Annotated in this window: 23 protein-coding genes; 10 read left to right on the top strand and 13 right to left on the bottom strand. The window is 57.3% G+C overall.

Annotated features, from left to right (window positions below; genetic code table 11):
* Positions 1–98 precede the first annotated feature (98 nt).
* Complete coding sequence (locus ACR0EV_RS20985; RefSeq protein ID WP_480801877.1) at positions 99–974, top strand: TIGR01459 family HAD-type hydrolase; 876 nt, start codon at positions 99–101, stop codon at positions 972–974.
* Between the two features lie 101 nt (positions 975–1075).
* Positions 1076–1519, top strand: coding sequence for a MaoC family dehydratase (locus ACR0EV_RS20980; protein WP_171091711.1), 444 nt, complete (start codon positions 1076–1078; stop codon positions 1517–1519).
* Positions 1520–1587: 68 nt separating this feature from the next.
* On the opposite strand, the gene ACR0EV_RS20975 is transcribed toward ACR0EV_RS20980, so the two are convergent.
* Complete coding sequence (locus ACR0EV_RS20975; protein ID WP_480801876.1) at positions 1588–2598, bottom strand: methylenetetrahydrofolate reductase; 1011 nt, start codon at positions 2596–2598, stop codon at positions 1588–1590.
* The gene (locus ACR0EV_RS20970) at positions 2595–3176 is read right to left on the bottom strand and encodes a methylenetetrahydrofolate reductase C-terminal domain-containing protein (protein WP_480801875.1); all 582 of its coding nucleotides are present in this window, start codon (positions 3174–3176) and stop codon (positions 2595–2597) included. The genes ACR0EV_RS20975 and ACR0EV_RS20970 overlap by 4 nt, the downstream gene beginning before the upstream one ends.
* Positions 3177–3436: 260 nt before the next feature.
* Here ACR0EV_RS20970 and ACR0EV_RS20965 point away from each other — a divergent pair, with 260 nt between their 5' ends.
* The 3 genes from ACR0EV_RS20965 to ACR0EV_RS20955 are packed head-to-tail and all read left to right on the top strand — an operon-like array spanning position 3437 to position 5873.
* On the top strand, positions 3437–4369 hold the full coding sequence (locus tag ACR0EV_RS20965) for a bifunctional riboflavin kinase/FAD synthetase (RefSeq protein ID WP_480801874.1): 933 nt from the start codon (positions 3437–3439) through the stop codon (positions 4367–4369).
* Positions 4366–4839 (top strand): YcgN family cysteine cluster protein, encoded by a 474-nt coding sequence (locus ACR0EV_RS20960; RefSeq protein WP_171186428.1) that lies wholly within the window; start codon positions 4366–4368, stop codon positions 4837–4839. The genes ACR0EV_RS20965 and ACR0EV_RS20960 overlap by 4 nt, the downstream gene beginning before the upstream one ends.
* On the top strand, positions 4839–5873 hold the full coding sequence (locus tag ACR0EV_RS20955) for a threonine aldolase family protein (RefSeq protein WP_480801873.1): 1035 nt from the start codon (positions 4839–4841) through the stop codon (positions 5871–5873). Before ACR0EV_RS20960 ends, ACR0EV_RS20955 begins: the two co-directional genes overlap by 1 nt.
* Here the strand turns inward: ACR0EV_RS20955 and ACR0EV_RS20950 are convergent.
* Positions 5860–6684, bottom strand: coding sequence for an alpha/beta fold hydrolase (locus tag ACR0EV_RS20950; RefSeq protein ID WP_480801872.1), 825 nt, complete (start codon positions 6682–6684; stop codon positions 5860–5862). The genes ACR0EV_RS20955 and ACR0EV_RS20950 overlap by 14 nt on opposite strands.
* Entirely contained in the window at positions 6681–7283 is a 603-nt protein-coding gene (locus ACR0EV_RS20945) for a DsbA family protein (protein ID WP_480801871.1), read from the bottom strand. The genes ACR0EV_RS20950 and ACR0EV_RS20945 overlap by 4 nt, the downstream gene beginning before the upstream one ends.
* Before the next feature lie 107 nt (positions 7284–7390).
* On the opposite strand from ACR0EV_RS20945, the gene ACR0EV_RS20940 reads away from it, so the two are divergent.
* Both ACR0EV_RS20940 and rpiB read left to right on the top strand, forming a co-directional pair.
* Positions 7391–8410: a ribose-phosphate pyrophosphokinase gene (locus ACR0EV_RS20940; RefSeq protein WP_480801870.1), complete on the top strand. Its 1020-nt coding sequence runs from the start codon at positions 7391–7393 to the stop codon at positions 8408–8410.
* Positions 8411–8522: 112 nt separating this feature from the next.
* Positions 8523–8972: a ribose 5-phosphate isomerase B gene (gene rpiB, locus ACR0EV_RS20935; protein ID WP_480801869.1), complete on the top strand. Its 450-nt coding sequence runs from the start codon at positions 8523–8525 to the stop codon at positions 8970–8972.
* Positions 8973–9011: 39 nt separating this feature from the next.
* Here rpiB and ACR0EV_RS20930 read toward each other — a convergent pair whose 3' ends face one another.
* From ACR0EV_RS20930 to ACR0EV_RS20900, 7 genes are all read right to left on the bottom strand, one after another.
* Entirely contained in the window at positions 9012–9362 is a 351-nt protein-coding gene (locus tag ACR0EV_RS20930; protein WP_171619845.1) for an H-type lectin domain-containing protein, read from the bottom strand.
* Between the two features lie 114 nt (positions 9363–9476).
* The gene (locus ACR0EV_RS20925; protein ID WP_480801868.1) at positions 9477–9887 is read right to left on the bottom strand and encodes a F0F1 ATP synthase subunit epsilon; all 411 of its coding nucleotides are present in this window, start codon (positions 9885–9887) and stop codon (positions 9477–9479) included.
* Positions 9888–9899: 12 nt separating this feature from the next.
* A complete protein-coding gene (gene atpD / locus ACR0EV_RS20920; protein ID WP_480801867.1) occupies positions 9900–11324 on the bottom strand; it encodes a F0F1 ATP synthase subunit beta in 1425 nt (474 codons plus the stop codon).
* Between the two features lie 18 nt (positions 11325–11342).
* The gene (locus ACR0EV_RS20915; RefSeq protein WP_480801866.1) at positions 11343–12221 is read right to left on the bottom strand and encodes a F0F1 ATP synthase subunit gamma; all 879 of its coding nucleotides are present in this window, start codon (positions 12219–12221) and stop codon (positions 11343–11345) included.
* Positions 12222–12233: 12 nt separating this feature from the next.
* Positions 12234–13772, bottom strand: a complete 1539-nt coding sequence (gene atpA / locus ACR0EV_RS20910; protein WP_480801865.1) for a F0F1 ATP synthase subunit alpha — start codon at positions 13770–13772, stop codon at positions 12234–12236.
* Positions 13773–14333, bottom strand: a complete 561-nt coding sequence (locus ACR0EV_RS20905) for a F0F1 ATP synthase subunit delta (RefSeq protein ID WP_480801864.1) — start codon at positions 14331–14333, stop codon at positions 13773–13775. It abuts the gene before it with no gap.
* 302 nt (positions 14334–14635) lie between these two features.
* Positions 14636–15370: a class I SAM-dependent methyltransferase gene (locus tag ACR0EV_RS20900; protein ID WP_480801863.1), complete on the bottom strand. Its 735-nt coding sequence runs from the start codon at positions 15368–15370 to the stop codon at positions 14636–14638.
* Positions 15371–15431: 61 nt separating this feature from the next.
* Here ACR0EV_RS20900 and gloB point away from each other — a divergent pair, with 61 nt between their 5' ends.
* The 3 genes from gloB to ACR0EV_RS20885 all read left to right on the top strand — a co-directional run bounded on the left by gloB (position 15432) and on the right by ACR0EV_RS20885 (position 19724).
* Positions 15432–16199: a hydroxyacylglutathione hydrolase gene (gene gloB / locus ACR0EV_RS20895; protein WP_480801862.1), complete on the top strand. Its 768-nt coding sequence runs from the start codon at positions 15432–15434 to the stop codon at positions 16197–16199.
* A gap of 174 nt (positions 16200–16373) precedes the next feature.
* On the top strand, positions 16374–18698 hold the full coding sequence (gene clpA / locus ACR0EV_RS20890; RefSeq protein WP_480801861.1) for an ATP-dependent Clp protease ATP-binding subunit ClpA: 2325 nt from the start codon (positions 16374–16376) through the stop codon (positions 18696–18698).
* A 138-nt stretch (positions 18699–18836) separates the two neighbouring features.
* Complete coding sequence (locus ACR0EV_RS20885) at positions 18837–19724, top strand: YHYH protein (protein WP_480801860.1); 888 nt, start codon at positions 18837–18839, stop codon at positions 19722–19724.
* A gap of 18 nt (positions 19725–19742) precedes the next feature.
* Here the strand turns inward: ACR0EV_RS20885 and ACR0EV_RS20880 are convergent, their stop codons facing one another.
* Both ACR0EV_RS20880 and ACR0EV_RS20875 read right to left on the bottom strand, forming a co-directional pair.
* The gene (locus tag ACR0EV_RS20880) at positions 19743–20120 is read right to left on the bottom strand and encodes a BUD32 family EKC/KEOPS complex subunit (protein ID WP_480801859.1); all 378 of its coding nucleotides are present in this window, start codon (positions 20118–20120) and stop codon (positions 19743–19745) included.
* Between the two features lie 392 nt (positions 20121–20512).
* Positions 20513–22255 (bottom strand): peptidoglycan -binding protein, encoded by a 1743-nt coding sequence (locus ACR0EV_RS20875; protein WP_480801858.1) that lies wholly within the window; start codon positions 22253–22255, stop codon positions 20513–20515.

The raw sequence follows: 22255 nt of genomic DNA, 5'->3' as shown, positions 1-22255 counted from the left end.
ATTCACCATTTCCCAGCGCAAAAGGGAATGCGGGATGGTGTTTGGGTCTCAGCTTTGCCATAGCTGTCGCAACCGCTAATTTACTTACAGAGGCCCCAATGACCCAGATCGTTTCCTCGCTTGCCGAGATCTCTGACCGCTACAAGGCGCTGTTTGTCGACCTTTGGGGCTGTGTCCACAACGGCATCACCGCATTCCCCGAAGCCGTTGCGGCATTGCAGGCCTATCGTGCGAAAGGCGGGGTTGTTGTACTTGTGACGAACTCACCAAAGCCTCGGGCGGGAGTGGCTGAGCAGTTGGTTCAATTCAACGTGCCCTCCGATGCCTATGACACCATTGCGACCAGCGGGGATTCCGCACGTTCTGCGATGTTCCGGGGCGCTGTCGGGCACAAGGTGTATTTCATGGGTGAATGGCAGCGAGATGCAGGCTTTTTCGAACCTTTGAAGCTTCTGCATCACCCCATTCACATCGAACGTGTGCCGCTTAAAGAGGCTGAAGGCATCGTTTGCTGTGGCCCGTTCGATCCGATGGCCGACCCGGATGTGAACCGACCCGACTTCCTCTATGCCAAGCAGATGGAAATGAAGCTGCTTTGCGCGAATCCCGACATTGTTGTCGACCGCGGAGAAGTCCGGGAGTGGTGCGCAGGAGCCTTGGCAAAGCTCTATACCGAAATGGGTGGTGAAAGCCTGTATTTCGGCAAACCGCATCCGCCGATTTATGATCTGGCCCGCCGCAGATTGCAGGAGCTGGGGCATGATATCCCGGACGGCGACATTCTGGTGATCGGCGACGGACCCCACACAGACATTCTGGGCGGCATGGGAGAGGGCATTGATTCCCTGTTTATTTCAGGCGGTCTGGCCGCAGCCGAGACAAAAACGTCGCACCACCCACACCATGAATCGCTAACCGATTATATCAAAAGGGAAAAGATCAACCCGACCTTTACAATCGGTCGCTTGCGGTAATCAGAAAAGACTTGATTTTCTGCAGTTGCGAAGTAATAAAGTTGCCAACCTTGGCCTAAAGATGGTTTTTTCTTTCACGGCCGATTTCGAGTGAGGGCAACATGTTGGACAATCTTCCACGCGGAACGATCTGTATTGAAGACATCGAAATGGGCATGTCCCGCTACCTGCGCAAAGTGGTGACGGACGAAGACATCGAGATGTTCGCTCAGGTTTCAACCGACCGTAATCCGGTGCATCTGGATGACGATTATGCCCGCGACACGATCTTTGAGGGCCGTATCGCCCACGGGATGCTGACAGCGGGTCTGATCTCGGCGGTGATCGGCGAACAACTGCCCGGCCATGGCACTGTTTACATGGGTCAGTCGCTTAAGTTTCTGGCACCTGTACGCCCAGGCGACATGGTTTACGCCGAAGTAAAGGTTGTCGACATCGATTTTTCCAAGCGCCGGGTCAAACTGGATTGCCATTGCTCGGTCGAAGGCAAGAAGGTTCTGATCGGAGAGGCTATGGTCCTGGCCCCGTCGCGCAAGTTCGACTGACCGGCAAGCCAACTCAAGCCAAAGAAAGGCACCCGTCGGGTGCCTTTTCATTTTGCAACGCACCAAATCTAATTTTCTGCACGAAGTCCTGAAGGAGGGCGCGAACGCCTGCGCCCTTTCAATGCACCGGATTCCAGAATGATTTCCGACACCACGTGTTCGCGTCTGTAGGCCATCACATGAACGCCCGAGACGCCGGCGATCTCACGTATCTGCTGAATCAGCTCGATACAGATTTTTTTGCCTTCTTCAGCAGGTTTTTCGGCCTTCTCCATCCGCTCAATTACCTGATCGGGGATATGAATTCCGGGCACATTGCTACGCATCCAACGCGCCGCGCGTGCCGAGGCAATGGGCCCCACGCCAGCGATTATGAAGACTTTCTTGTCCAGACCGACATCCTGCACCCGAGCCATGAATTTCTCAAAAAGCGGTATGTCGTAGATATAGTTGGTCTGAATATATTCTGCCCCTGCTTCTACCTTCTTTGCCAGACGATCAGGACGCCAGTCATAAGGCGGAATGCAAGGGTTCTCTGCCGCCCCTAAAAACAGCTGAGGGGGGCGTGTGATCTTGCGGCCTGACAGAAACTTTCCCTGATCACGCATGGTTCGGATTGTTCGCAGCAAGGTCAGGGAATCAAAGTCGAAAACCGGCTTTGCCCCCGGCTGATCTCCGACGCCAACGCCATCGCCGGTCAGGCACAGAACATTGCTCACGCCCAGCGCTGCAGCCCCAAGCACATCGCCCTGAATGGCGATGCGATTCCGGTCCCGGCAGGAAATCTGATAAACCGGAGAATAGCCGGCGCGCGTCAGCAATGCGCAAATTCCAATCGACGACATATGGCAATTCGCGCCCGAAGCATCGGTTGCGTTGATCGCATCTGCTACCTCTCCAAGCGGCTGCGCGGCCTGAAAAACATCCTCGGGATCAGCGCTGTCGGGTGGGTTCAACTCGGCCGTCACGGCAAACCGACCCGAGCGCAAGACCCTTTCCAACCGGCTGTGCGATACATACCCGTCGGGAACAGTAACATAGCCGATTGGCTCTACATCGCTGCGATGTGCGTCGTTCATTTCTTCAGATCCCGGTTCATTGCGTTTGGCGGCTCAGTAGCTAAAGGCGCAGAGGACGGTTCATTCTCGCGCGCTTCCGGGAAGGCTTCAGCAAGGGTTACACGCGCGGCATCGCGGGCCTCGCGTTCCTGCGCGGCAATCTCTCGGCTGACCCGCAACCAGGATGACGATCCCTTCAACGTGTGTTCCACTGGCGGCAAAACTTCCTTTATCTTTTCGCCCCCGTGCCGCATGCGGTTGGCTCCGTCCCAGGCCAAGACCCAGACACATTTCATGTCGGGCTTCACCTCGCAGAAATCGCCGGGACGCACACCGCCACACGGGCCATTTCGCAACTGCTTTGGGCAGTTCATCGGGCAGGACATGCCGGTCGAAGACAACACGCATTGCCCGCACATCTTGCAGTCGAACAGTAAGGTTTTGACGCCCTTTTCAACCAGCGCTATGGGGCGTTCGACGCGATTGTAGCCGATCTTTGCAAAAAGCGAATCCATTGCGACCATGCCGCGTTCGACACGCTTATAAATCCACTCGAATGTGCGGGCATGGCGAATCGCGAACAGTCGCAATCGATACATGGTCTGCCTCCTGTGCTGGGTTCCATTGAACCTGGCCGGGCCTGAACCGGGTCGCAGTACAGCCTGAGATCCGGATGTTCAGTCTACACACAGGATTTTTTTTGAATCAAGCAGTTGGCTTTGCGCTAAATACCATGCGGTTGATGCGTTGGTGCGGTTGTTCAGCCTTTTCGTTGGTTTCGGGTTCGTTCAGACGGAGGCGTGCGCAGAATTCAAACTGCCGCTTGAACTCATCGCAACGCAACGCTACGCAATCGCCTATGCACATCATCCGGGATTTCCAGTTTGTCGAGCCAGAAGATCGCGGCGCCAGCGTGGCGATCGGCAACTTTGACGGCGTTCATGTGGGGCATCAGTCGGTCATCGAAATGGCCCGCCAAGCAGCTCCTGACGCGCCGCTGGGTGTCATGACCTTTGAACCGCATCCGCGTGAATACTTTGCGCCGGATTCGCCTCCGTTCCGCCTGATGCGCGGCAATGCACGAGCGCACCGGCTGGAAAAACTGGGTGTAGAAAAACTCTACGAGCTGCCCTTCAATGCGGCGCTGGCCGGGCTCTCACCCGAAGAATTCGCGCGCATTGTTATTTGTGACGGACTGGGCCTTTCGCATGTGGTGGTGGGGGCTGATTTCTGCTTTGGCAAGGGCCGCAGCGGTTCAGCCGATGATCTGGTCCGATTTGGGAAAGAGATGGGATTTGGCGTGACGATTGCCCCACTGATGGAGCGGTCCGAGAACGTGGTCTCATCAACTGCGATCCGCACTGCGTTAAGCGAAGGCCGCCCGCGTGATGCAGCGGCGATGCTGGGCCATTGGCACAGGATTGAAGGCGAAGTTGTCGGCGGCGAACAGCGGGGGCGCGAGCTGGGGTTTCCCACCGCAAACATGTCCATCGAAGGTCTTCACCTACCGAAATTTGGTGTCTACGCCGTTCTGGTCGACGTACTGGATGGCCCGCATCAGGGCAGTTACCACGGTGCGGCCTCGATCGGGGTTCGCCCAATGTTTCAAGGCGAAGTGCCCAATCTCGAAACCTTCCTTTTCGACTTTTCGGGCGACCTTTACGGCGCAACCCTGTCTGTCGGCCTGATTGATTTCCTGCGCCCGGAACTTACCTTTGATGGGCTGGACGGGCTGATTGCCCAGATGGATGCCGATTGCGAAAAAGCCCGTGGCATTCTGGCCGCCTTATGAGCACGGATCCGATCGAACGCACCGGCCTGCCCGCCCGGTTCTGGGAACGCAAACCTTTGCGGAAGATGAACCAGCGCGAATGGGAGGCATTGTGTGATGGCTGCGGCAAGTGCTGCCTGAACAAGCTGGAAGACGAAGACACTGGCGAGGTTGCCCTGACCTGTGTCGCTTGTCGCCTGCTGGATGATGAAAGCTGCCGCTGCACGCAATACGACATACGGCACCAGTTTGTGCCCGAATGTATTGTGATGACCCCCGACAACATAGATGAACACGCCTATTGGCTGCCGCAAACCTGCGCTTATCGTCTGCTGTGGGAGGGCAAGCCCCTTTACGACTGGCATCCTTTGATATCTGGTACGCCAGACAGCGTGCACGCGGCAGGAATGTCGGTTCAGGGACGTACAGTGTCCGAGTTCGAAACCCCCATGGAAGAGTGGGAAGACTATATAATCGAGGAGCCATCCTGATGTATTTCGCCTCTGACAATTCCGGGCCGGTTCACCCTCAGGTCATGGCAAAACTGGCCGAGGCCAATCTGGGCTATCAGATGGCCTATGGTGCTGACGCGCTGATGAACGAGGTGCGTGACCGCATTCGCAGCATTTTTGAGGCACCGGGGGCCGCCGTGTATCTTGTGGCCACTGGGACTGCGGCAAACTCACTGGCTCTTGCAACGCTGTCGAACCCTTGGGAGACGGTCTTCTGCTCGCCGGTTGCCCATATCCACGAGGACGAGTGCAACGCACCCGAATTTTACACGGGCGCCAAACTGACCCTTGTGCCTGGCGGTGACAAGATGACACCCGAAGCATTGCGCGGATCGATCCTGGGTGAAGAAACACGCGGCGTGCATGGACCGCAACGCGGGCCTGTGTCGATTACTCAGGTCACCGAGCGCGGATCAGTCTATTCGTTGGAAGAACTGCAGGCTCTTTGCGGCGTGGCCAAGGATTACGACCTTCCCGTGCATCTGGATGGCGCGCGGTTCACCAATGCACTGGTCGCGTTGAATTGTTCCCCGGCTGAGATGACCTGGAAATCAGGCGTGGATGCCATCAGCTTTGGCGGCACGAAAAATGGCCTGATGGGGGTCGAAGCGGTTGTGTTTTTCGACGAAAGCAAGGCTTGGGAATTTGAACTGCGACGCAAACGCGGGGCGCACTTGTTCTCTAAACACCGCTACCTGTCAGCGCAGATGGCCGCCTATCTCGAAGATGATCTGTGGTTGAAACTGGCGCGTCAGGCCAATGCCAACTGTGCCCGTCTAGCCGACGGGTTGCGCGCCAAGGGCGCTGAATTCCTGCATGAACCACAAGCCAACATGGTCTTTGCCTCTTTCTCGCGCGCCAAGCACAAGCAGTTGCATGAGGCCGGAGCGATCTATCACCTCTGGGGGGATGAGCTAGAGGGTGAGGATGATGGTGAAAGCCTAGCGTGCAGATTGGTCTGCGACTGGTCGATCAGCCCGGCTGAGATCGATCAGTTTCTCAATCTTCTGTAGAACTGGATTGCCAGAGCGCCTGAAGCAGCGCCGCTGTTTCCTGAGGGTGCGAAATGGGCAGCATGTGCCCCGCGCCCGGAACCACCGCATGGCGCGCGTGCGGCAGGCGGCGCTCCAAACCCGCGCAGATGGCGGGGATTACGGGGTGGGTTTCTGATCCGCTCAGGATCAGGGTCGACATGGCGGCGCGTTCCAGCGTCTCGGCTTTGAGCAACCCGGCTTGATCGTCATAAAGCACCGGGTGCACGGCTGGAACGGCGTGTATCCCACGCACCATGTTGGCACGCGTCCGTTCGGGCAAGTCAGGCCATTTTGGGCTGATGCCAGTGCTCCACATCCGGTTGAACAGTCGCGCGGCCAGAGCATTGTCACCCGCTTTGAAGGCACTGTTTATCGGCCCAAGGTCTTGCTCATGCTGGTCGAAACGTTCCGGCGCATCTTGACCCGCGATGGCGAAGAACACGGGTTCGATCAATGTCAGACTTCGGACGCGTTCGGGATGCTCCAAGGCCAGTCTCAGTGCAATAATCGCCCCAAAAGAATGGCCAACGACGTCCATCTGCCCCGTCAGTTCAGCCGCAGCGTTATTGGTGACGTGATCAAAGAAGTTCCCCTGCCCGTCCCAATCCGGACTGCGCCCATGAGACAACATATCTGGCGCGACCAAAGAGACTTTGCCGTCCAACGCCTTGGCCAATCCCGACCACGCCCCGGAATGCGCAATGGTGCAATGGAGGGCAAGCACTCTTCGCGCGCCCTCTCCCAACCGCCTGACGAAGACGGGTTGCGGTGCGACAGCCGAAGCTGTCATCCCTTCGTCTCAGCCAGATGCTGATCCAGATCATCCAGACTATCCTGTCCCCAAAACCGATGCCCGTCCGGCGTGATGTAGAATGGTGCACCAAAGGCCCCTTGTTCCACGGCTTCTTCCAGATTGGCGGCGTAGGTTTCCGCACCTACCAGCAACCCGCTATTGGCCAATTCCGGATCAAACCCTGCATTTGCCAGGCAATCCCGGATCACGTCATCCTGAGCCACGTCTTTCTCTTCTGCCCAGCAGGCGCGCAGGATCAATTGGCAAAGCTTGCCTACATCCCCTGACCCGTCCTTGGTCGCAGCGATCACCGCATATGAAGACGGCGCCATATTGGTTGGCCAATGCGCGGGTTTCAGATTGAATTCCACCCCAAGACGTTTGGCTTGGCGCAGCAAGTCCTGTGCACGGTATTCTATGCGCGAGATATGACGGTCTTTTGGTGCTGTGCCACCGGTACGCGCGAACAGAGCCATGATGTCCAGCGGCTTGTAGTTGATGGTCGCACCATGTTTCGCCGCAACCTCTTCCAGCCGGTTTCCCGCCAGATAGGTATAGGGCGAAATTGTCGCAAAATAGTAGTCAATCTGGGTCATGTTCACTTTCTCCGCTGCGTTGCCTTTGCGGGACGTTAGACCCGTGCTAAGCGGTGTCAACATCACGAATCTGTCACATTGCCAAAGCTGCCCGGGGACCTCAGCCGATGCCGACACTCCACGAACCCAAGCTCATCGCTGGGAACGCCAATCTTCCGCTTGCCGAATCCATCGCTCGCCGCATGAGCCTGTATCGCGGCGTTGACCAGGGTCTGGTCGATGCGCGGGTCGAGCGGTTCAATGACGGTGAGATTTTTGTCGAAGTGTTCGAAAACGTCCGGGGCGAGGATATGTTCATCGTCCAGCCGACGTCGAACCCCGCCAATGACAACCTGATGGAACTGCTAATCATTGCCGACGCACTGCGCCGTTCGTCCGCGCAACGGATCACCGCTGTAATCCCTTATTTCGGCTACGCCCGCCAGGACCGCCGCACCAAAGCCCGCACACCGATCAGTGCCAAACTTGTGGCCAACATGCTGACCGGAGCCGGTATTGAACGCGTCCTGACCATGGATCTGCATGCGGCCCAGATTCAGGGGTTCTTTGATATTCCAGTGGACAACCTCTACGCCTCGCCGATCTTTGCACTGGACGTGAAAAACCAGTTCAAAAACAACATGGATGAGATCATGGTGGTATCGCCTGACGTGGGCGGTGTGGCCCGTGCGCGCGAGTTGGCGAAACGCATCAACGCCCCACTCTCGATCGTGGACAAGCGCCGCGAGAAAGCGGGTGAAGTGGCCGAAATGACAGTGATCGGTGACGTGAAAGACAAGATCTGCCTGATCGTGGACGACATGTGCGATACCGCCGGAACCCTTTGCAAGGCTGCGCAAGTGCTGTTGGATAACGGCGCAAAAGAGGTTCATTCCTACATCACCCACGGCGTCATGAGCGGCCCTGCGGTTGAACGCGTCACCAATTCAGTGATGAAATCGCTGGTTCTGACGGACACGATTCAACCGACCAAAGAAGTTGCCAAAGCCAAGAACATTCGCATCGTACCAACCGCGCCGATCTTCACCCAGGCGATTCTGAACATCTGGAACGGCACCAGCGTGTCATCGCTGTTTGAAGACAAGACACTGACACCAATCTACGAGTCCATGTACCAGATGGATTGAGTTCCAACGGGCGGCCAAATCAAGCCGCCCTTTTGCTTTTTTGAACACCGATCTGCTCTGCTAGTTATTTGTCGGCAAGCGAGTGGATCCGCGAAAGAGGGAATGACCTCAAATGTCCTCAAACAAACGCATTGTTCTGTCCAGTGACCACGCGGCGATTGATCTGCGGCAGGCCGTGGCAAAACACATCGCTCAACAGGGATGGGAGGTGGTCGATATCGGCCCTACAACTCCCGAAAGCACCCATTACCCTAAGCACGGCAAAGCCGCAGCTGAGGCCGTCACATCGGGCGATTGCGGTTTGGGCATCATCCTGTGCGGCACCGGTCAGGGCATCATGATGGCGGCAAACAAAGTGCCGGGCATCCGCTGCGGAGTTTGCTCCGACGCCTTCTCGGCCCGGATGATCCGCCAGCACAACGACGCCAACATGCTGTCACTCGGCGCACGCGTTGTGGGCGAAGGTCAGGCGCTGGACATCGTGGATGCCTTTCTGAGTGCCGAATTCGAAGGCGGCCGCCACGCGACGCGGGTGGATATGATCGAAGCGCAAGACAGCTGACGGCTGCGCTTCCTTAAAGCGTAATGGTCTGAACACGGGTCAGGAGATATTCCAGTCATCCGGATGCGCGACTTCGCCGATCGCGGTCCAGCTTGCCCGGATGCGGGCGATCCTTGTATCTGACCACGTACGAAATACCGCTTCAAACCCTTCGGTCGTGATATTTTCGGCCTGAACTTCTGCGCGCAGCGCCGAAGACGTGTCGACGTCCCACAGAGAAATTCCGATCTGAACAGTTGGTGGGGTGCGAAATGGTTCTTTGAACTGAATGGGCGTGCGACGTTCACGAGGTCCTTGCCCCGTCCACATCTCACCGCCTTCGGCAAATTCCGAAAACAGCACATCTTCGCCCTGATCAATGCCAATTGGATGGGTAAGGAACTTTTTCATTCTGTCATCATTATTCTTGAATTCCCGCAAGTTATCCCGGCAATTCGGCAAAAGCACGACAAAAAAACGGCCCCACAAATGTGAGGCCGTTCAAATCTTTGACTACAAAGCCGGTTACAGGCTCATATGCGTTCCAAGCGCTTCCATATCCGCCAGCAGCTTGGCCGCATCATCGACGATGGTCTGATCATCGCCGCCCTTGGCCGCCTCATGCGAGGCGCGGGCGTCTTCGATCAACTCATCCAGATGCGCGCGGGTCACTTCGGCCACCGGAATGGCCTTTTCGGCCAAAACCGAAAGGCTGTCGCCGTTGATCTGGGCAAACCCGCCGGTGACCAGGTATTCGCTGGACCCTTCGGGTGCCTCAACCTTCAGCAGACCGGGGCGCAGCGTGGTGATGGTGGGGGCATGATCGGGCATTGCCGTCATGTCCCCGTCCGCGCCGGGAATCTGGATCGCCGTCGCGCTGAGCGAAGCAAGGCTCCGCTCGGGGCTGACGAGGTCGAATTGCATCGTGTTTGCCATCAGGGATACTCCTTAGGCGGCTTCTGCTGCCATCTTCTCGGCTTTAGCGATCACTTCTTCGATGCCGCCAACCATCAGGAAGGCCGCTTCGGGCAGGTGATCGTATTCGCCAGCCACAACCGCCTTGAACGACGAGATGGTTACATCCAGAGGAACCTGAACGCCGGGCGAACCGGTGAAGACTTCGGCAACGTCGAACGGCTGCGACAGGAAGCGTTCGATCTTACGGGCACGGGCAACGGTCAGTTTGTCCTCTTCCGACAGTTCGTCCATGCCGAGGATGGCGATGATGTCCTGCAGCGACTTATAACGCTGAAGGATCTGCTGAACGTCGGTCGCAACCGCGTAGTGCTCTTCGCCAACAATGGCCGGGTCGAGCAGACGCGAGGTCGAATCGAGCGGGTCAACCGCGGGGTAGATACCCTTTTCCGAGATCGCACGGTTCAGAACGGTGGTCGCGTCCAAGTGAGCGAACGAGGTTGCTGGCGCAGGGTCGGTAAGGTCGTCCGCAGGCACGTAGATCGCCTGCACCGAGGTGATCGAGCCCGACTTGGTCGAGGTGATGCGTTCCTGCAGCGCGCCCATGTCGGTCGCCAGTGTCGGCTGGTAGCCCACCGCCGAGGGAATACGACCCAGCAGAGCCGAAACTTCGGAACCCGCCTGTGTGAAGCGGAAGATGTTGTCAACGAAGAACAGAACGTCGGTACCGGACTGGTCGCGGAACTGCTCGGCCAGCGTCAGACCGGTCAGAGCAACACGTGCACGCGCACCCGGAGGTTCGTTCATCTGACCGTAAACCAGGGCCACCTGCGATTCCGACAGGTTGTCCGGCTTGATCACGTTCGATTCGATCATCTCGTGGTACAGGTCGTTCCCTTCACGGGTCCGTTCACCAACACCCGCGAACACCGAGAAGCCCGAGTGCACTTTTGCGATGTTGTTGATCAATTCCATGATCAGAACGGTTTTACCAACGCCGGCGCCGCCGAACAGGCCGATCTTACCGCCTTTGGCGTAGGGGGCCAGCAGGTCAACAACCTTGATGCCGGTGACCAGAACTTCCGACTCGGTCGACTGTTCGTCGAAGGTCGGCGCGGGCTGGTGGATCGCGCGGGCCTCAGACGCTTCAACCGGGCCTTTTTCGTCGATCGGCTCACCCACAACGTTCAGGATGCGGCCCAGGGTGGCGTTCCCAACCGGAACCGAGATCGGTGCGCCAGTGTCTGTCACGGCTTCGCCACGGACCAGACCTTCGGTCGCGTCCATCGCGATGGTGCGGACGGTGTTTTCACCCAGGTGCTGAGCAACTTCCAACACCAGGCGTTTGCCGTTGTTGGTGGTTTCCAGCGCGTTCAGAATTTCAGGCAGCTGATCTTCGAAGTGCACGTCGACGACGGCCCCGATGATCTGTGTGACTTTGCCTTTTGCATTCGCCATGTTTCGTCTCCGGTTTTCTTACAGCGCTTCGGCGCCGGAAATAATTTCAATCAGCTCGTTGGTGATCACGGCCTGACGCGAGCGGTTGAACTGGATCGTCAGCTTATCGATCATCTCACCCGCGTTGCGTGTCGCGTTGTCCATCGCAGACATCCGGGCACCCTGTTCGGACGCTCCGTTTTCGAGCAAAGCCGAGAAGATCGCGGTCGCAACCCCCTTGGGCAGCAAGTCGGCCAGAATGGCTTCTTCGCTGGGCTCGTAATCGAACACGGCACCGCTGTCGTCACCTGCCGCTTCGTCCTCGAACGAGGCGGGGATGACCTGCTGTGCCGTCGGGATCTGGGTCACAACGTTGACGAACTTCGAATAGAAGATCGTGGCAACGTCGAACTCACCCCCGTCGAAGCGAGACAGGACGTCCTTGGCGATGTCTTGTGCGTTGGCGTAACCAATGCGTTTGACTTCGCTCAGGTCTACATGTCCAACAAACAGATCGCCCAAGTCACGCTTGAGCGCGTCGCGGCCTTTTTTACCGACGGTCAAAACTTTGACTGTCTTGCCTTTGCCGCGCAGCTCTTCCGCTTTGGCGCGGGCAAGCTTGGCGATGTTTGCGTTGAAGCCGCCACACAGGCCGCGTTCAGCTGTCATGACAACCAGCAGATGGACATCATCACTACCCGTACCACGGAGCAGCTTGGGGGCGCTGTCGCTGCCCCCGACCGAAGCTGCCAGCCCCGCCATCACGGCATTGAACCGCTCGGCATAGGGGCGCGAGGCTTCGGCAGATTCCTGGGCACGGCGCAGTTTTGCGGCCGCGACCATCTGCATGGCCTTGGTGATCTTGCGGGTCGATTTGACCGACTCGATCCTGTTTTTAAGGTCCTTCAGACTAGGCATCGGAACCTCCTATCAAGCGAAGGTCGCGGCGTATTCGTCGATCGCTGCCTTGATCTTGTCGGACGCGTCACCTTTGACTTTGGGATCTTCGTCGGTGATCCACTTCAGCAGGTCAGCGTGCTTACCGCGCAGATGCGCCAGCAGACCGGCCTCGTAGCGGCCAACATCCGAAACGTCGATTTTGTCGAGGTAGCCATTGGTGCCTGCGAAGATAACACAAACGATTTCCGCGTTGGTCAGCGGCGAGTACTGCGGCTGTTTCATCAGCTCGGTCAGACGCGCGCCACGGTTCAGCAGCTGCTGAGTTGCGGCGTCAAGGTCCGAACCAAACTGCGCAAACGCCGCCATTTCGCGGTACTGAGCCAGTTCCAGTTTCACCGGACCCGCAACAGACTTCATCGCGTCGGTCTGGGCCGACGAGCCCACACGCGAAACCGACAGGCCGGTGTTCACAGCAGGACGGATGCCCTGATAGAACAGTTCGGTTTCCAGGAAGATCTGACCATCGGTGATCGAGATCACGTTGGTCGGAATAAACGCCGAAACGTCACCACCCTGAGTTTCGATAACCGGCAGCGCGGTCAGCGAGCCTGCACCGAAATCTTCGTTCAGCTTCGCCGAACGCTCCAGCAGGCGGGAGTGGAGGTAGAAAACGTCACCAGGATAAGCTTCGCGGCCCGGCGGGCGGCGCAGCAGCAGAGACATCTGACGATAGGAAACGGCCTGCTTCGACAGATCGTCATAGATGATCAGAGCGTGGCGGCCGTTGTCACGGAAGTATTCAGCCATCGCGGTTGCGGCATAAGGCGCCAGGAACTGCATCGGCGCCGGGTCGGACGCGGTCGCGGCAACAACGATCGAATACTCAATCGCACCGGACTCTTCCAGCTTCTTCACCAGCTGCGCCACGGTCGAACGCTTTTGACCAACCGCAACGTAAACGCAGTACAGTTTCTTCGACTCGTCGTCGCCCGCTGCGTCGTTGTAGACCTTCTGGTTCAGGATGGTGTCCAGAGCCACAGCAGTTTTACCGGTCTGACGGTCACCAATGATCAGTTCCCGCTGGCCACGGCCAATCGGGATCATCGCGTCAACCGATTTCAGGCCGGTTGCCATCGGCTCGTGCACCGATTTACGCGGGATGATGCCAGGTGCTTTAACGTCAGCAACGCCACGCTTGGAGGCGTTGATCGGGCCTTTGCCGTCCAGCGGGTTGCCCAGACCGTCAACGACGCGGCCCAGCAGCTCGTCACCGATCGGAACGTCCACGATCGAGTTGGTGCGCTTAACAGTGTCACCTTCTTTGATGTCGCGGTCAGAACCAAAGATAACGACACCAACGTTGTCGCTTTCCAGGTTCAGCGCCATACCCATGATGCCACCGGGGAATTCGACCATTTCACCCGCTTGGACATTGTCCAGGCCGTATACACGGGCAATCCCGTCACCGACGCTCAGCACGCGGCCGATTTCGGCCACTTCGGCTTCCTGACCAAAATTCTTGATCTGGTCCTTCAGGATTGCAGAAATCTCTGCAGCTTGGATTCCCATTTATCCGACCTCTTTCATTGCATTCTGTAGGGAGTTCAGCTTCGAACGGATCGAACTATCGATCATCTTCGAGCCCACTTTAACGACAAGACCGCCGATGAGGCTTTCATCAACGGTCGCATTGATAGTCACGGTCTTGCCCACACGCTCGGACAGCGTCTTGGACAGTTTTTCCAGTTGTGTCTTAGTCAGCGCCTTCGCCGACGCGACATCGGCGGTCACTTCGCCACGCTCATCCGCTAGCATGTCGCGCAGAACTTGCACCAGCTGCGGCACAACAAACAGGCGGCGTTTCTGCGCCATCAGACCCAGCGTATTCCGCAGAATCGCGTTCAGACCCATTTTGTCTGCAACGGCAGTGATAGCGCCTTCTTGCTCGGCGCGGGAAACCAGCGGCGAGGCGATCAGGTCGCGCAACTCAGCACTGTCGCCCAGTGCTGCTGCAAGATCATTGATGCCGGATTCCAGACCTGCGAGGTCTTTGTTCTCTTTTGCGATCTCGAAGATCGCCGTGGCATAGCGCTCGGCAATGCCTGTGGAAATCGAAGCTGGTTCGGACACGTCCACCCTTCCGATATTTGAGGCCCCGAATTCGCGTGCGGCAGCTACCCGGGGGCGTGAAGAAACCCCGTCCATAAAGGGCGGGGATCAAAATCACCGGGGATGTAGCAGAGGTGTTCCAACCAAGCAATACGCTATAGCGGTAACATATTTATCCACAAATTGTTACTTTTCATGCACTTAGCTCAAGTGCGACCGTTTGGACCCGTTGGCTCAGTTGAAAAATGTTACGAATATGCAGGTTTTTGCGATTCCTGTGACTTTTTTCCCGCATTTTCGCCACGTAGGAAAGCTTGTGATTGTCACGCAGGCTTCAACAGGCCGTCCAGCGCTTTTATCGGCTTCTTAACTGCATCTTTGGTCACGCTTCCACTGGGTGGTCGTATGTGTTTGCTGACCTCAACCATAAGCACACCGCCTGCCATCACAGTGGGAATTCTTTGTCCGGTTTTTTCGATCAGACTTCCGGATTTCAGCCAAAAACGGCGGAACGAAGGTGGCCGGTACAACGCCGAGCAGTGCGCCTCGGGCAGAAAGTGATGCGCCTTAAGCTGGTTTTCCAGCTGCGTGGCCGTATAGGGGCGCCCATAACCAAACGGCGTTTTGTCAGTGCGCGACCATAGACCACCCCGGTTGGGAACGATGAACACGGCCCGACCGCCAGGTCCCAGAACACGCCAGCATTCATCCAGCAATTGGTTCGGCCTCTCTGACGTTTCCAGCCCATGCATCACAACCAGCTTGTCTACATGACCGGTTTCAATCGGCCAAAGCGTTTCCTCGGTCAGAACAGACACATTGGGCATCCCCGCAGGCCAAGGCATTACGCCCTGAGGGCCTGGCATCAGCCCGATGACGCGGCGCGCATCTGCCAGGTATGGGCGCAACAATGGCACAGCAAAGCCGAATCCGGCCACGGTCTGACCCTTGGCCTCGGGCCAAAGTTCAATCAGGCGCCCGCGAATGGCCGCCTGCGCTGCACGCCCCAGCGTGCTGCGGTAGTAAAAGTTCCTCAGATCCTGCACATCAAGATGCATTGCGGACATCCGGTCAATCGGCTTAGCTGGGCGCAGTCTAGCAATGAAAGGGCAAAAAGCCATGCCTCTTGAGATCGTTACAATCCCATGCCTGAGCGACAATTACGCCTTTCTGGCCCACGACGCTACGAGTGGCCAGACCGCCTTGATCGACGCGCCCGAGGCCGCGCCGATTTTAAAGGCGCTGGAGGCGCGGGGATGGACCTTATCCCACGTGCTGCTGACCCATCATCACTGGGATCACGTCGACGGGCTGGCAGGAATTCTGGAAAAACACCCCGCACAGGTCATCGGGGCCGCCGCTGATGCCCATCGCCTGCCGCCGCTTGATCTACAGGTGGCCGAAGGTGACAGCTTTGAAATCGGCGGGGAACCAGTTCAGGTTCTGGATGTGTCCGGTCACACAGTAGGGCATGTCGCATATTACATGCCCCAAAGCTCCGCAGTTTTCACTGCTGACAGCCTCATGGCGCTTGGCTGTGGGCGTCTGTTCGAAGGCACACCAGAACAGATGTGGGATTCTTTGAGCAAACTGGCCGCCTTGCCCGATGACACGCTGGTATGTTCGGGACACGAATATACACAATCCAACGCAAAATTCGCTATTACCGTCGATCCGGACAACCCTGAACTAAAGGCGCGCATTGCCGATATCGACCGGGCACGGGCCGCCGGAGAGGCCACGGTTCCGTCGATTCTGGCGCTTGAAAAGGCCACAAATCCGTTCCTGAGAGCTGAAGATCCGGCGATTCAGGCCCATCTGGGCATGACAGGCGCGAGGCCCGAGGCCGTTTTTGCAGAGATCCGGGGTAGAAAAGACCGGTTCTGATGCTTATTTCGCCCTCTTCACGGTCACGGTCACAACAAATGTGACTGTCAAGTGAAAGAAAACCCTTGAAGCCGGACGCCGATCAACCAAACTCTAATAGTATGAGGACATGGTTGGGATGGGGTTCCGGCCGATAGCCCGCCCCCTTCTGACCCAAGACAGAGGAGCACCCGCGTGCCTTCATTCTCGAGCACACTGGAACAAGCCATCCACGCGGCCTTGGCGGCTGCGAATGAACGGCGTCATGAATTTGCAACGCTGGAGCATTTGCTGCTGGCGCTTCTGGAAGAACCCGATGCGGTGCGCGTTATGAAAGCGTGCAGCGTCGATCTGGACGAGTTGCGCAGCACTCTGGTGGAATTCATTGACGAGGATCTTTCGAATCTGGTTACGGATATTGACGGGTCAGAGGCCGTTCCAACGGCTGCGTTCCAGCGCGTGATTCAACGCGCCGCGATACATGTACAAAGCTCGGGCCGGACCGAAGTGACCGGCGCCAACGTACTGGTCGCCATTTTCGCCGAACGCGAAAGCAATGCCGCATATTTCCTGCAGGAACAGGACATGACCCGCTACGACGCGGTCAATTTCATCGCCCATGGCGTGGCCAAGGACCCTGCTTATGGCGAAAGCCGCTCGGTTTCGGGCGCAGATCAGGTGGAAGAAGACGCTCAGACAACTTCTGGCGAAACCGAACAGAAGGAAAGCGCGCTTGGGAAATACTGCGTCGACCTGAACGCAAAATCTCGGGCGGGTGACGTTGATCCGTTGATCGGTCGCTCGGATGAGGTCGAACGCTGTATCCAGGTGCTTTGCCGTCGCCGCAAGAACAACCCGCTGCTGGTTGGCGATCCGGGTGTGGGTAAAACCGCCATCGCCGAAGGTCTGGCGCATAAGATCGTGGCAGGAGAGGCACCTGATGTCCTTGCCAACACCACGATCTACTCGCTGGACATGGGCGCGCTGTTGGCCGGAACCCGCTATCGCGGCGATTTCGAAGAACGGCTAAAGGCCGTTGTCACCGAGCTGGAAGATCATCCCGACGCGGTTCTGTTTATTGACGAGATTCACACCGTGATTGGCGCTGGTGCAACATCGGGCGGGGCGATGGATGCCTCGAACCTGCTGAAGCCTGCGCTTCAGGGCGGCAAGCTGCGCACAATGGGCTCGACCACTTACAAGGAATTCCGTCAACACTTCGAAAAAGACCGCGCGCTGAGTCGTCGCTTCCAGAAGATCGACGTGAACGAGCCTTCGGTGGAAGACAGCGTGAAAATCCTGCGGGGTCTGAAGCCCTATTTTGAAGAGCATCACGCGATCAAATACACCGCTGACGCAATCAAAACCGCAGTGGAATTGTCGGCGCGTTACATCAATGACCGCAAGCTGCCGGACAAGGCGATCGACGTGATCGATGAAGCCGGTGCCGCACAACATCTGCTGGCGGAAAGCAAGCGTCGCAAGACCATTGGCGTGAAAGAGATCGAGGCAGTTGTTGCCAAAATCGCCCGTATCCCGCCAAAGAACGTCACCAAAGACGATGCTGAAGTGTTGAAGGACCTCGAAGCTTCGCTGAAGCGCGTGGTGTTTGGTCAGGATCTGGCCATCGAGGCATTGTCCAGCGCAATCAAACTGGCCCGTGCTGGTCTGCGCGAACCTGAAAAGCCAATCGGCAACTACCTGTTCGCGGGTCCGACTGGTGTGGGTAAGACCGAGGTGGCGAAACAACTGGCGGATACGCTGGGTGTGGAACTGCTGCGCTTTGACATGTCGGAATACATGGAGAAACACGCAGTCAGCCGCTTGATCGGTGCCCCTCCGGGTTATGTCGGATTCGATCAGGGTGGTCTTCTGACCGACGGTGTCGACCAGCATCCACATTGTGTGCTGCTGCTTGATGAGATCGAGAAAGCACACCCGGATGTGTTCAACATCCTGTTGCAGGTCATGGACCACGGTGAACTGACCGATCACAACGGACGCACGGTGAACTTCCGCAACGTGGTGCTGATCATGACCTCGAACGCGGGCGCGCAGGAACAGGCCAAGGCAGCCATCGGTTTTGGTCGCGACCGTCGCGAAGGCGAAGACACGGCAGCGATCGAACGCATGTTCACGCCGGAATTCCGCAACCGTCTGGATGCCGTGATCTCGTTCGCGCCGCTGCCGAAAGAGGTCATCCTGCAAGTGGTCGAGAAGTTCGTCTTGCAGCTTGAAGCTCAACTGCTGGATCGTGGCGTGACCATTGATCTGACACCCAAAGCCGCCGAGTGGCTGGCTGACAAAGGGTACGATGACAAGATGGGTGCGCGTCCGCTGGGCCGTGTCATTCAGGAACACATCAAGAAACCTCTGGCCGAAGAGCTGCTGTTTGGCAAGCTGGCCAAGGGTGGTGTGGTGCGTGTCTCGGTCAAAAAGGGCGACCTGGATTTGGAGATTCTGGGACCGGATCAGCCGCGCATTCCAGGTGACAAGCCTCCGCTGCTAACGGCAGACTAACCCGAAAACAGAGTGCGTAAATTGAGCCCGGCGATCCAAATCGTCGGGCTTTTTCTGTTTAATCTCTAAAACTGCGACGGAAACGTGCTCTTGCCGCGTGTAACTGTCAATGACGTACACAAAAACAGGGTTTGATTTATGAGCAAGATTTCAGTTTTTTGGGGCACCGCATTTGCCTTGTCTGCCGTTGCGGCAGTTGCAACAGCACAACACAGGTTCCGTTATCACGACGAGACGGCAATTGAACCTCTAAGGCTGGTACCTGCAACTGTTGACCCAGGGGAAAGCATTGCCTCGGTGAAAGAGAAGGGCAGCAAGATCAAAGTAACGGGCAACGGAATTCCGGATCATCTGGTTGGTCAGTTTCCCAACAGGGGCAATCCGCACCAAATTGAAACGCAGAAGGTCGAGCTCAAGCTTCCCGCAAACCCTGCTTCCAATGGCACCTTAACGCCGCTGGGCATGGGTTGGAATTTTGGCGTCTCTCTCAATGGGGTCGTATTCGACCCGCTGGCTGCAGAGTTCTGGCATGGTGACCCGGGATCGGGGTGGTCCTACAATGCGTTGGGCGGTGCTATTGCGTTAGGTTTAGACGCAAATTACGCACATGTTCAGCCGAACGGAAAGTACCACTATCACGGCGTTCCGACCGGACTGATCGAACTGTTGGGGTGGTCACCGTCAGAACATTCACCCCTTATTGGATATGCCGCTGACGGTTTTCCGATCTATGCGATGACTGGAACAATTGACGGCAGAGTAACTGAAATGAAATCGTCCTATCGCCTGAAGTCCGGAAACAGACCCGGAGGCACCGAGCCGAACGGTCGATACGACGGCACTTTTAACGAAGACTATACCTATGTTCAGGGTCACGGCAATTTGGACCAATGCAACGGCGCTTTCACCGTATCAGCCGAGTATCCCAATGGAACCTATGCCTACTTCCTGACCGAAGATTATCCTGTGGTGCCTAGATGTTTCATGGGCACACCAGATCAGAGCTTTAAGTTTGGACGACAGTGACGCAATCTGTCACGTCCCTTACCGAACGCGCGGGCGACTGTTTCTCACTGGCACAGGATATGGCACCCGCAGTGCCTTCGGTTTTCTGCCCCGCGCCGCAAAGTAGGCAGACAAGACATTGTAGGCGTAGTGCAAGCCCAAACCGCCCTGCGCCAGAGATGACACCGTCGCAATTCCCAGATCGCGGGCTTTGCGAAGCCGACCGGCTTTGGTGGGCGTAAAATACTCAAAATCGATGAAGCGAATTTGACGTCCATCCCAGCACATATCCCGAAACGCCGGACGCCCATGAGACAGATCCATCGCATGCAGCCTTGCCAGCGCCTGTCCAGCAGCGCGACATGCTTTGAGTTTTTCCGAGAGGGTAACAGATTTGTCGGTGCAAAGCTTTGTCATGCTGGCTCCGGCGTCTTGGACAGCGAAGTACCCTTTGCCTTCAGCCACAATTCTGGGGACCGGTGCACCGTAGTTCCACAGAAACCGGTGAGAAGATCGGTCTCTGTCGAAGGCTCGTTCGGGTTTACCCTTTACAAGCCAGAGATGAGGCGCGAAGCGTTCGATACGTTTCAGCCAAAATCTGTTTCCTTGTGGGGTTTGGCACAAGGCTACGCGCTGATAAGGGGCTCGCAGGGCGTTACGGACCGCTAAGTGTACATCTGTCGCCTTGTTTGTCACGCACAACTCCAATTAACCTATGGTTTGATATAGGGTCCATGCGCCAATTTTCATCGGCCATAAGATGAAATCCCGTTAAGACAGGCCCGTCTAAGTCAAGGATTGGCAGCAGATTAGCGCTCGGTCAGTTTGAGTTCGATCCGGCGGTTCTGCGCGCGGGCTTCGGGTGTGTCAGCCGGATTGACCGGCTGAAACTCACCAAACCCATTGGCGGCCAGACGGTTTGGCGGTATGCCCAGCGCATCGACCATGTAACGGACGACCGACAGCGCTCGGCCCTGGCTGAGCTCCCAATTGTCACGGTACCGGCCACTTCCGGCAAGCGGGACGTTATCTGTGTGGCCATCAACGCGGATCACCCAGTTCAATCCGGTCGGAATCTCAGCCGCGACGCTACGCAGGATGTTGGCGACTTTCGCAACTTCCAGTTGCCCTTCTGCGGACAGCACGGCAGAACCCGTTGGGAACAAAACTTCGGACGAGAACACAAACCGGTCGCCTTCGATTCGCACACCTTCCTGATCTCCAAGGACATCCCGCAGACGACCGAAGAACTCTGAACGATAGCGTTGAAGGTCTTCCGCCTGCGCGGCCAGTTCTTCATTCTGACCGGCCAGCGCTTCGGCTTCGGCCTCAAGGCGCAGGCGTTCCGCTTCTTCCAACAGGCGGCGACGTCGTTCTTCAGATGCGGCACGGGCCAGCGCCGCGTTCAGATCCTGCCCCAAAGTTTGGATCTGAATCTCTGCGGCTTCGTTCCGCTCTTCAAAATCGTCCAGCAAGGCCTGCAAAGAACCCAACTGCCCGCGCAGCGCGGCGATTTGTTGGTTCAACAGGGCCGCCTCGCGTTGTGCCTCGGCCGAGATTTCTTTTTCATCAGACAATGTCGACTCGGCCAACGCCAGAAGAGCCTGACGTTGTTCAGCCAGTGTGCGTTGTTCGTCGGCATCAGCTTGCGCCTGCGTCTGGGCCTGTAACGCGGCTTCAAGCTGAGCCTTCAACGCATCCGGATCCAAATCGCCGAACCTGCGCTGCAACTCGGCCTGCGCGGCTTGAGCGGCGGCCAGCAGGGTCAGTGTGTCTTCGGCCTCTTGGCGTTGCGCTTCCAATGCCAGGGTCATGGCTGTCAGCTCAGCATCCGCGTCTTGCAGCCGATTTCGCAACGCCTCAGCGGCGGCGGCGGCGGCAAGGCGGGCGGCTTCCTCGTCGCTCAGTTGCTGTTCAAGCGCCGTGATTTCCGCAGCACGCTCCTCACCACTTTGCTCCAGATCTGCGACCAAAGCTTCCAGCGCTTCGCGACGCGCAGCAGCCAGCCGGGCGGCTTCGGTCTGCGCATCAATTTCTTCACGGCTTTGGGTCAGAGCGAGGTTCAATGCCTCTTGCTCGGACAGCAATTGCTCGCGCTGTGTCTCAAGCGCCGCGATATCACCCAGCGCTTTTTCCTGTTCAGCCAGCAAAGCCGCAACCTGTGCTTCGAAATTGGTGATCCGAGTTTGAGCTTGATCTAGGGCCGCGGCCTGACGGTCGCGTTCGGTGGTCAGCGATGCGATCAGCGATTGCGCCTGGGCCAAATCGTCCTCGGCCTGCGATAAGGTTGTGTTGAGCGCCCCGAGGCGGGCCTGCAAACGGCTGTTCTCACGCTCTTCCAAACCCAGAGCACCAGCAAGCGCCGCAACTTCGTCCGCCAATGTGGTCAGTTCGTCTTCCTGACCCGAGATGGTTTCGCGCAGAACAAATTGGATCACCATGAAGATGGTCAGGACAAAGGTCAGCACCATCAACAGCCCCGTCATCGCATCCACGAATCCGGGCCAGACCGAACCCTGGAACCGTTGACCGGTGCGGCGGGACAGCGCCAT

The sequence above is a fragment of the Ruegeria sp. CF8 genome (genome assembly GCF_056537285.1).
Note: the sequence above shows the minus strand (reverse complement) of the source record. Positions and strands in the feature narration are given on the sequence as shown.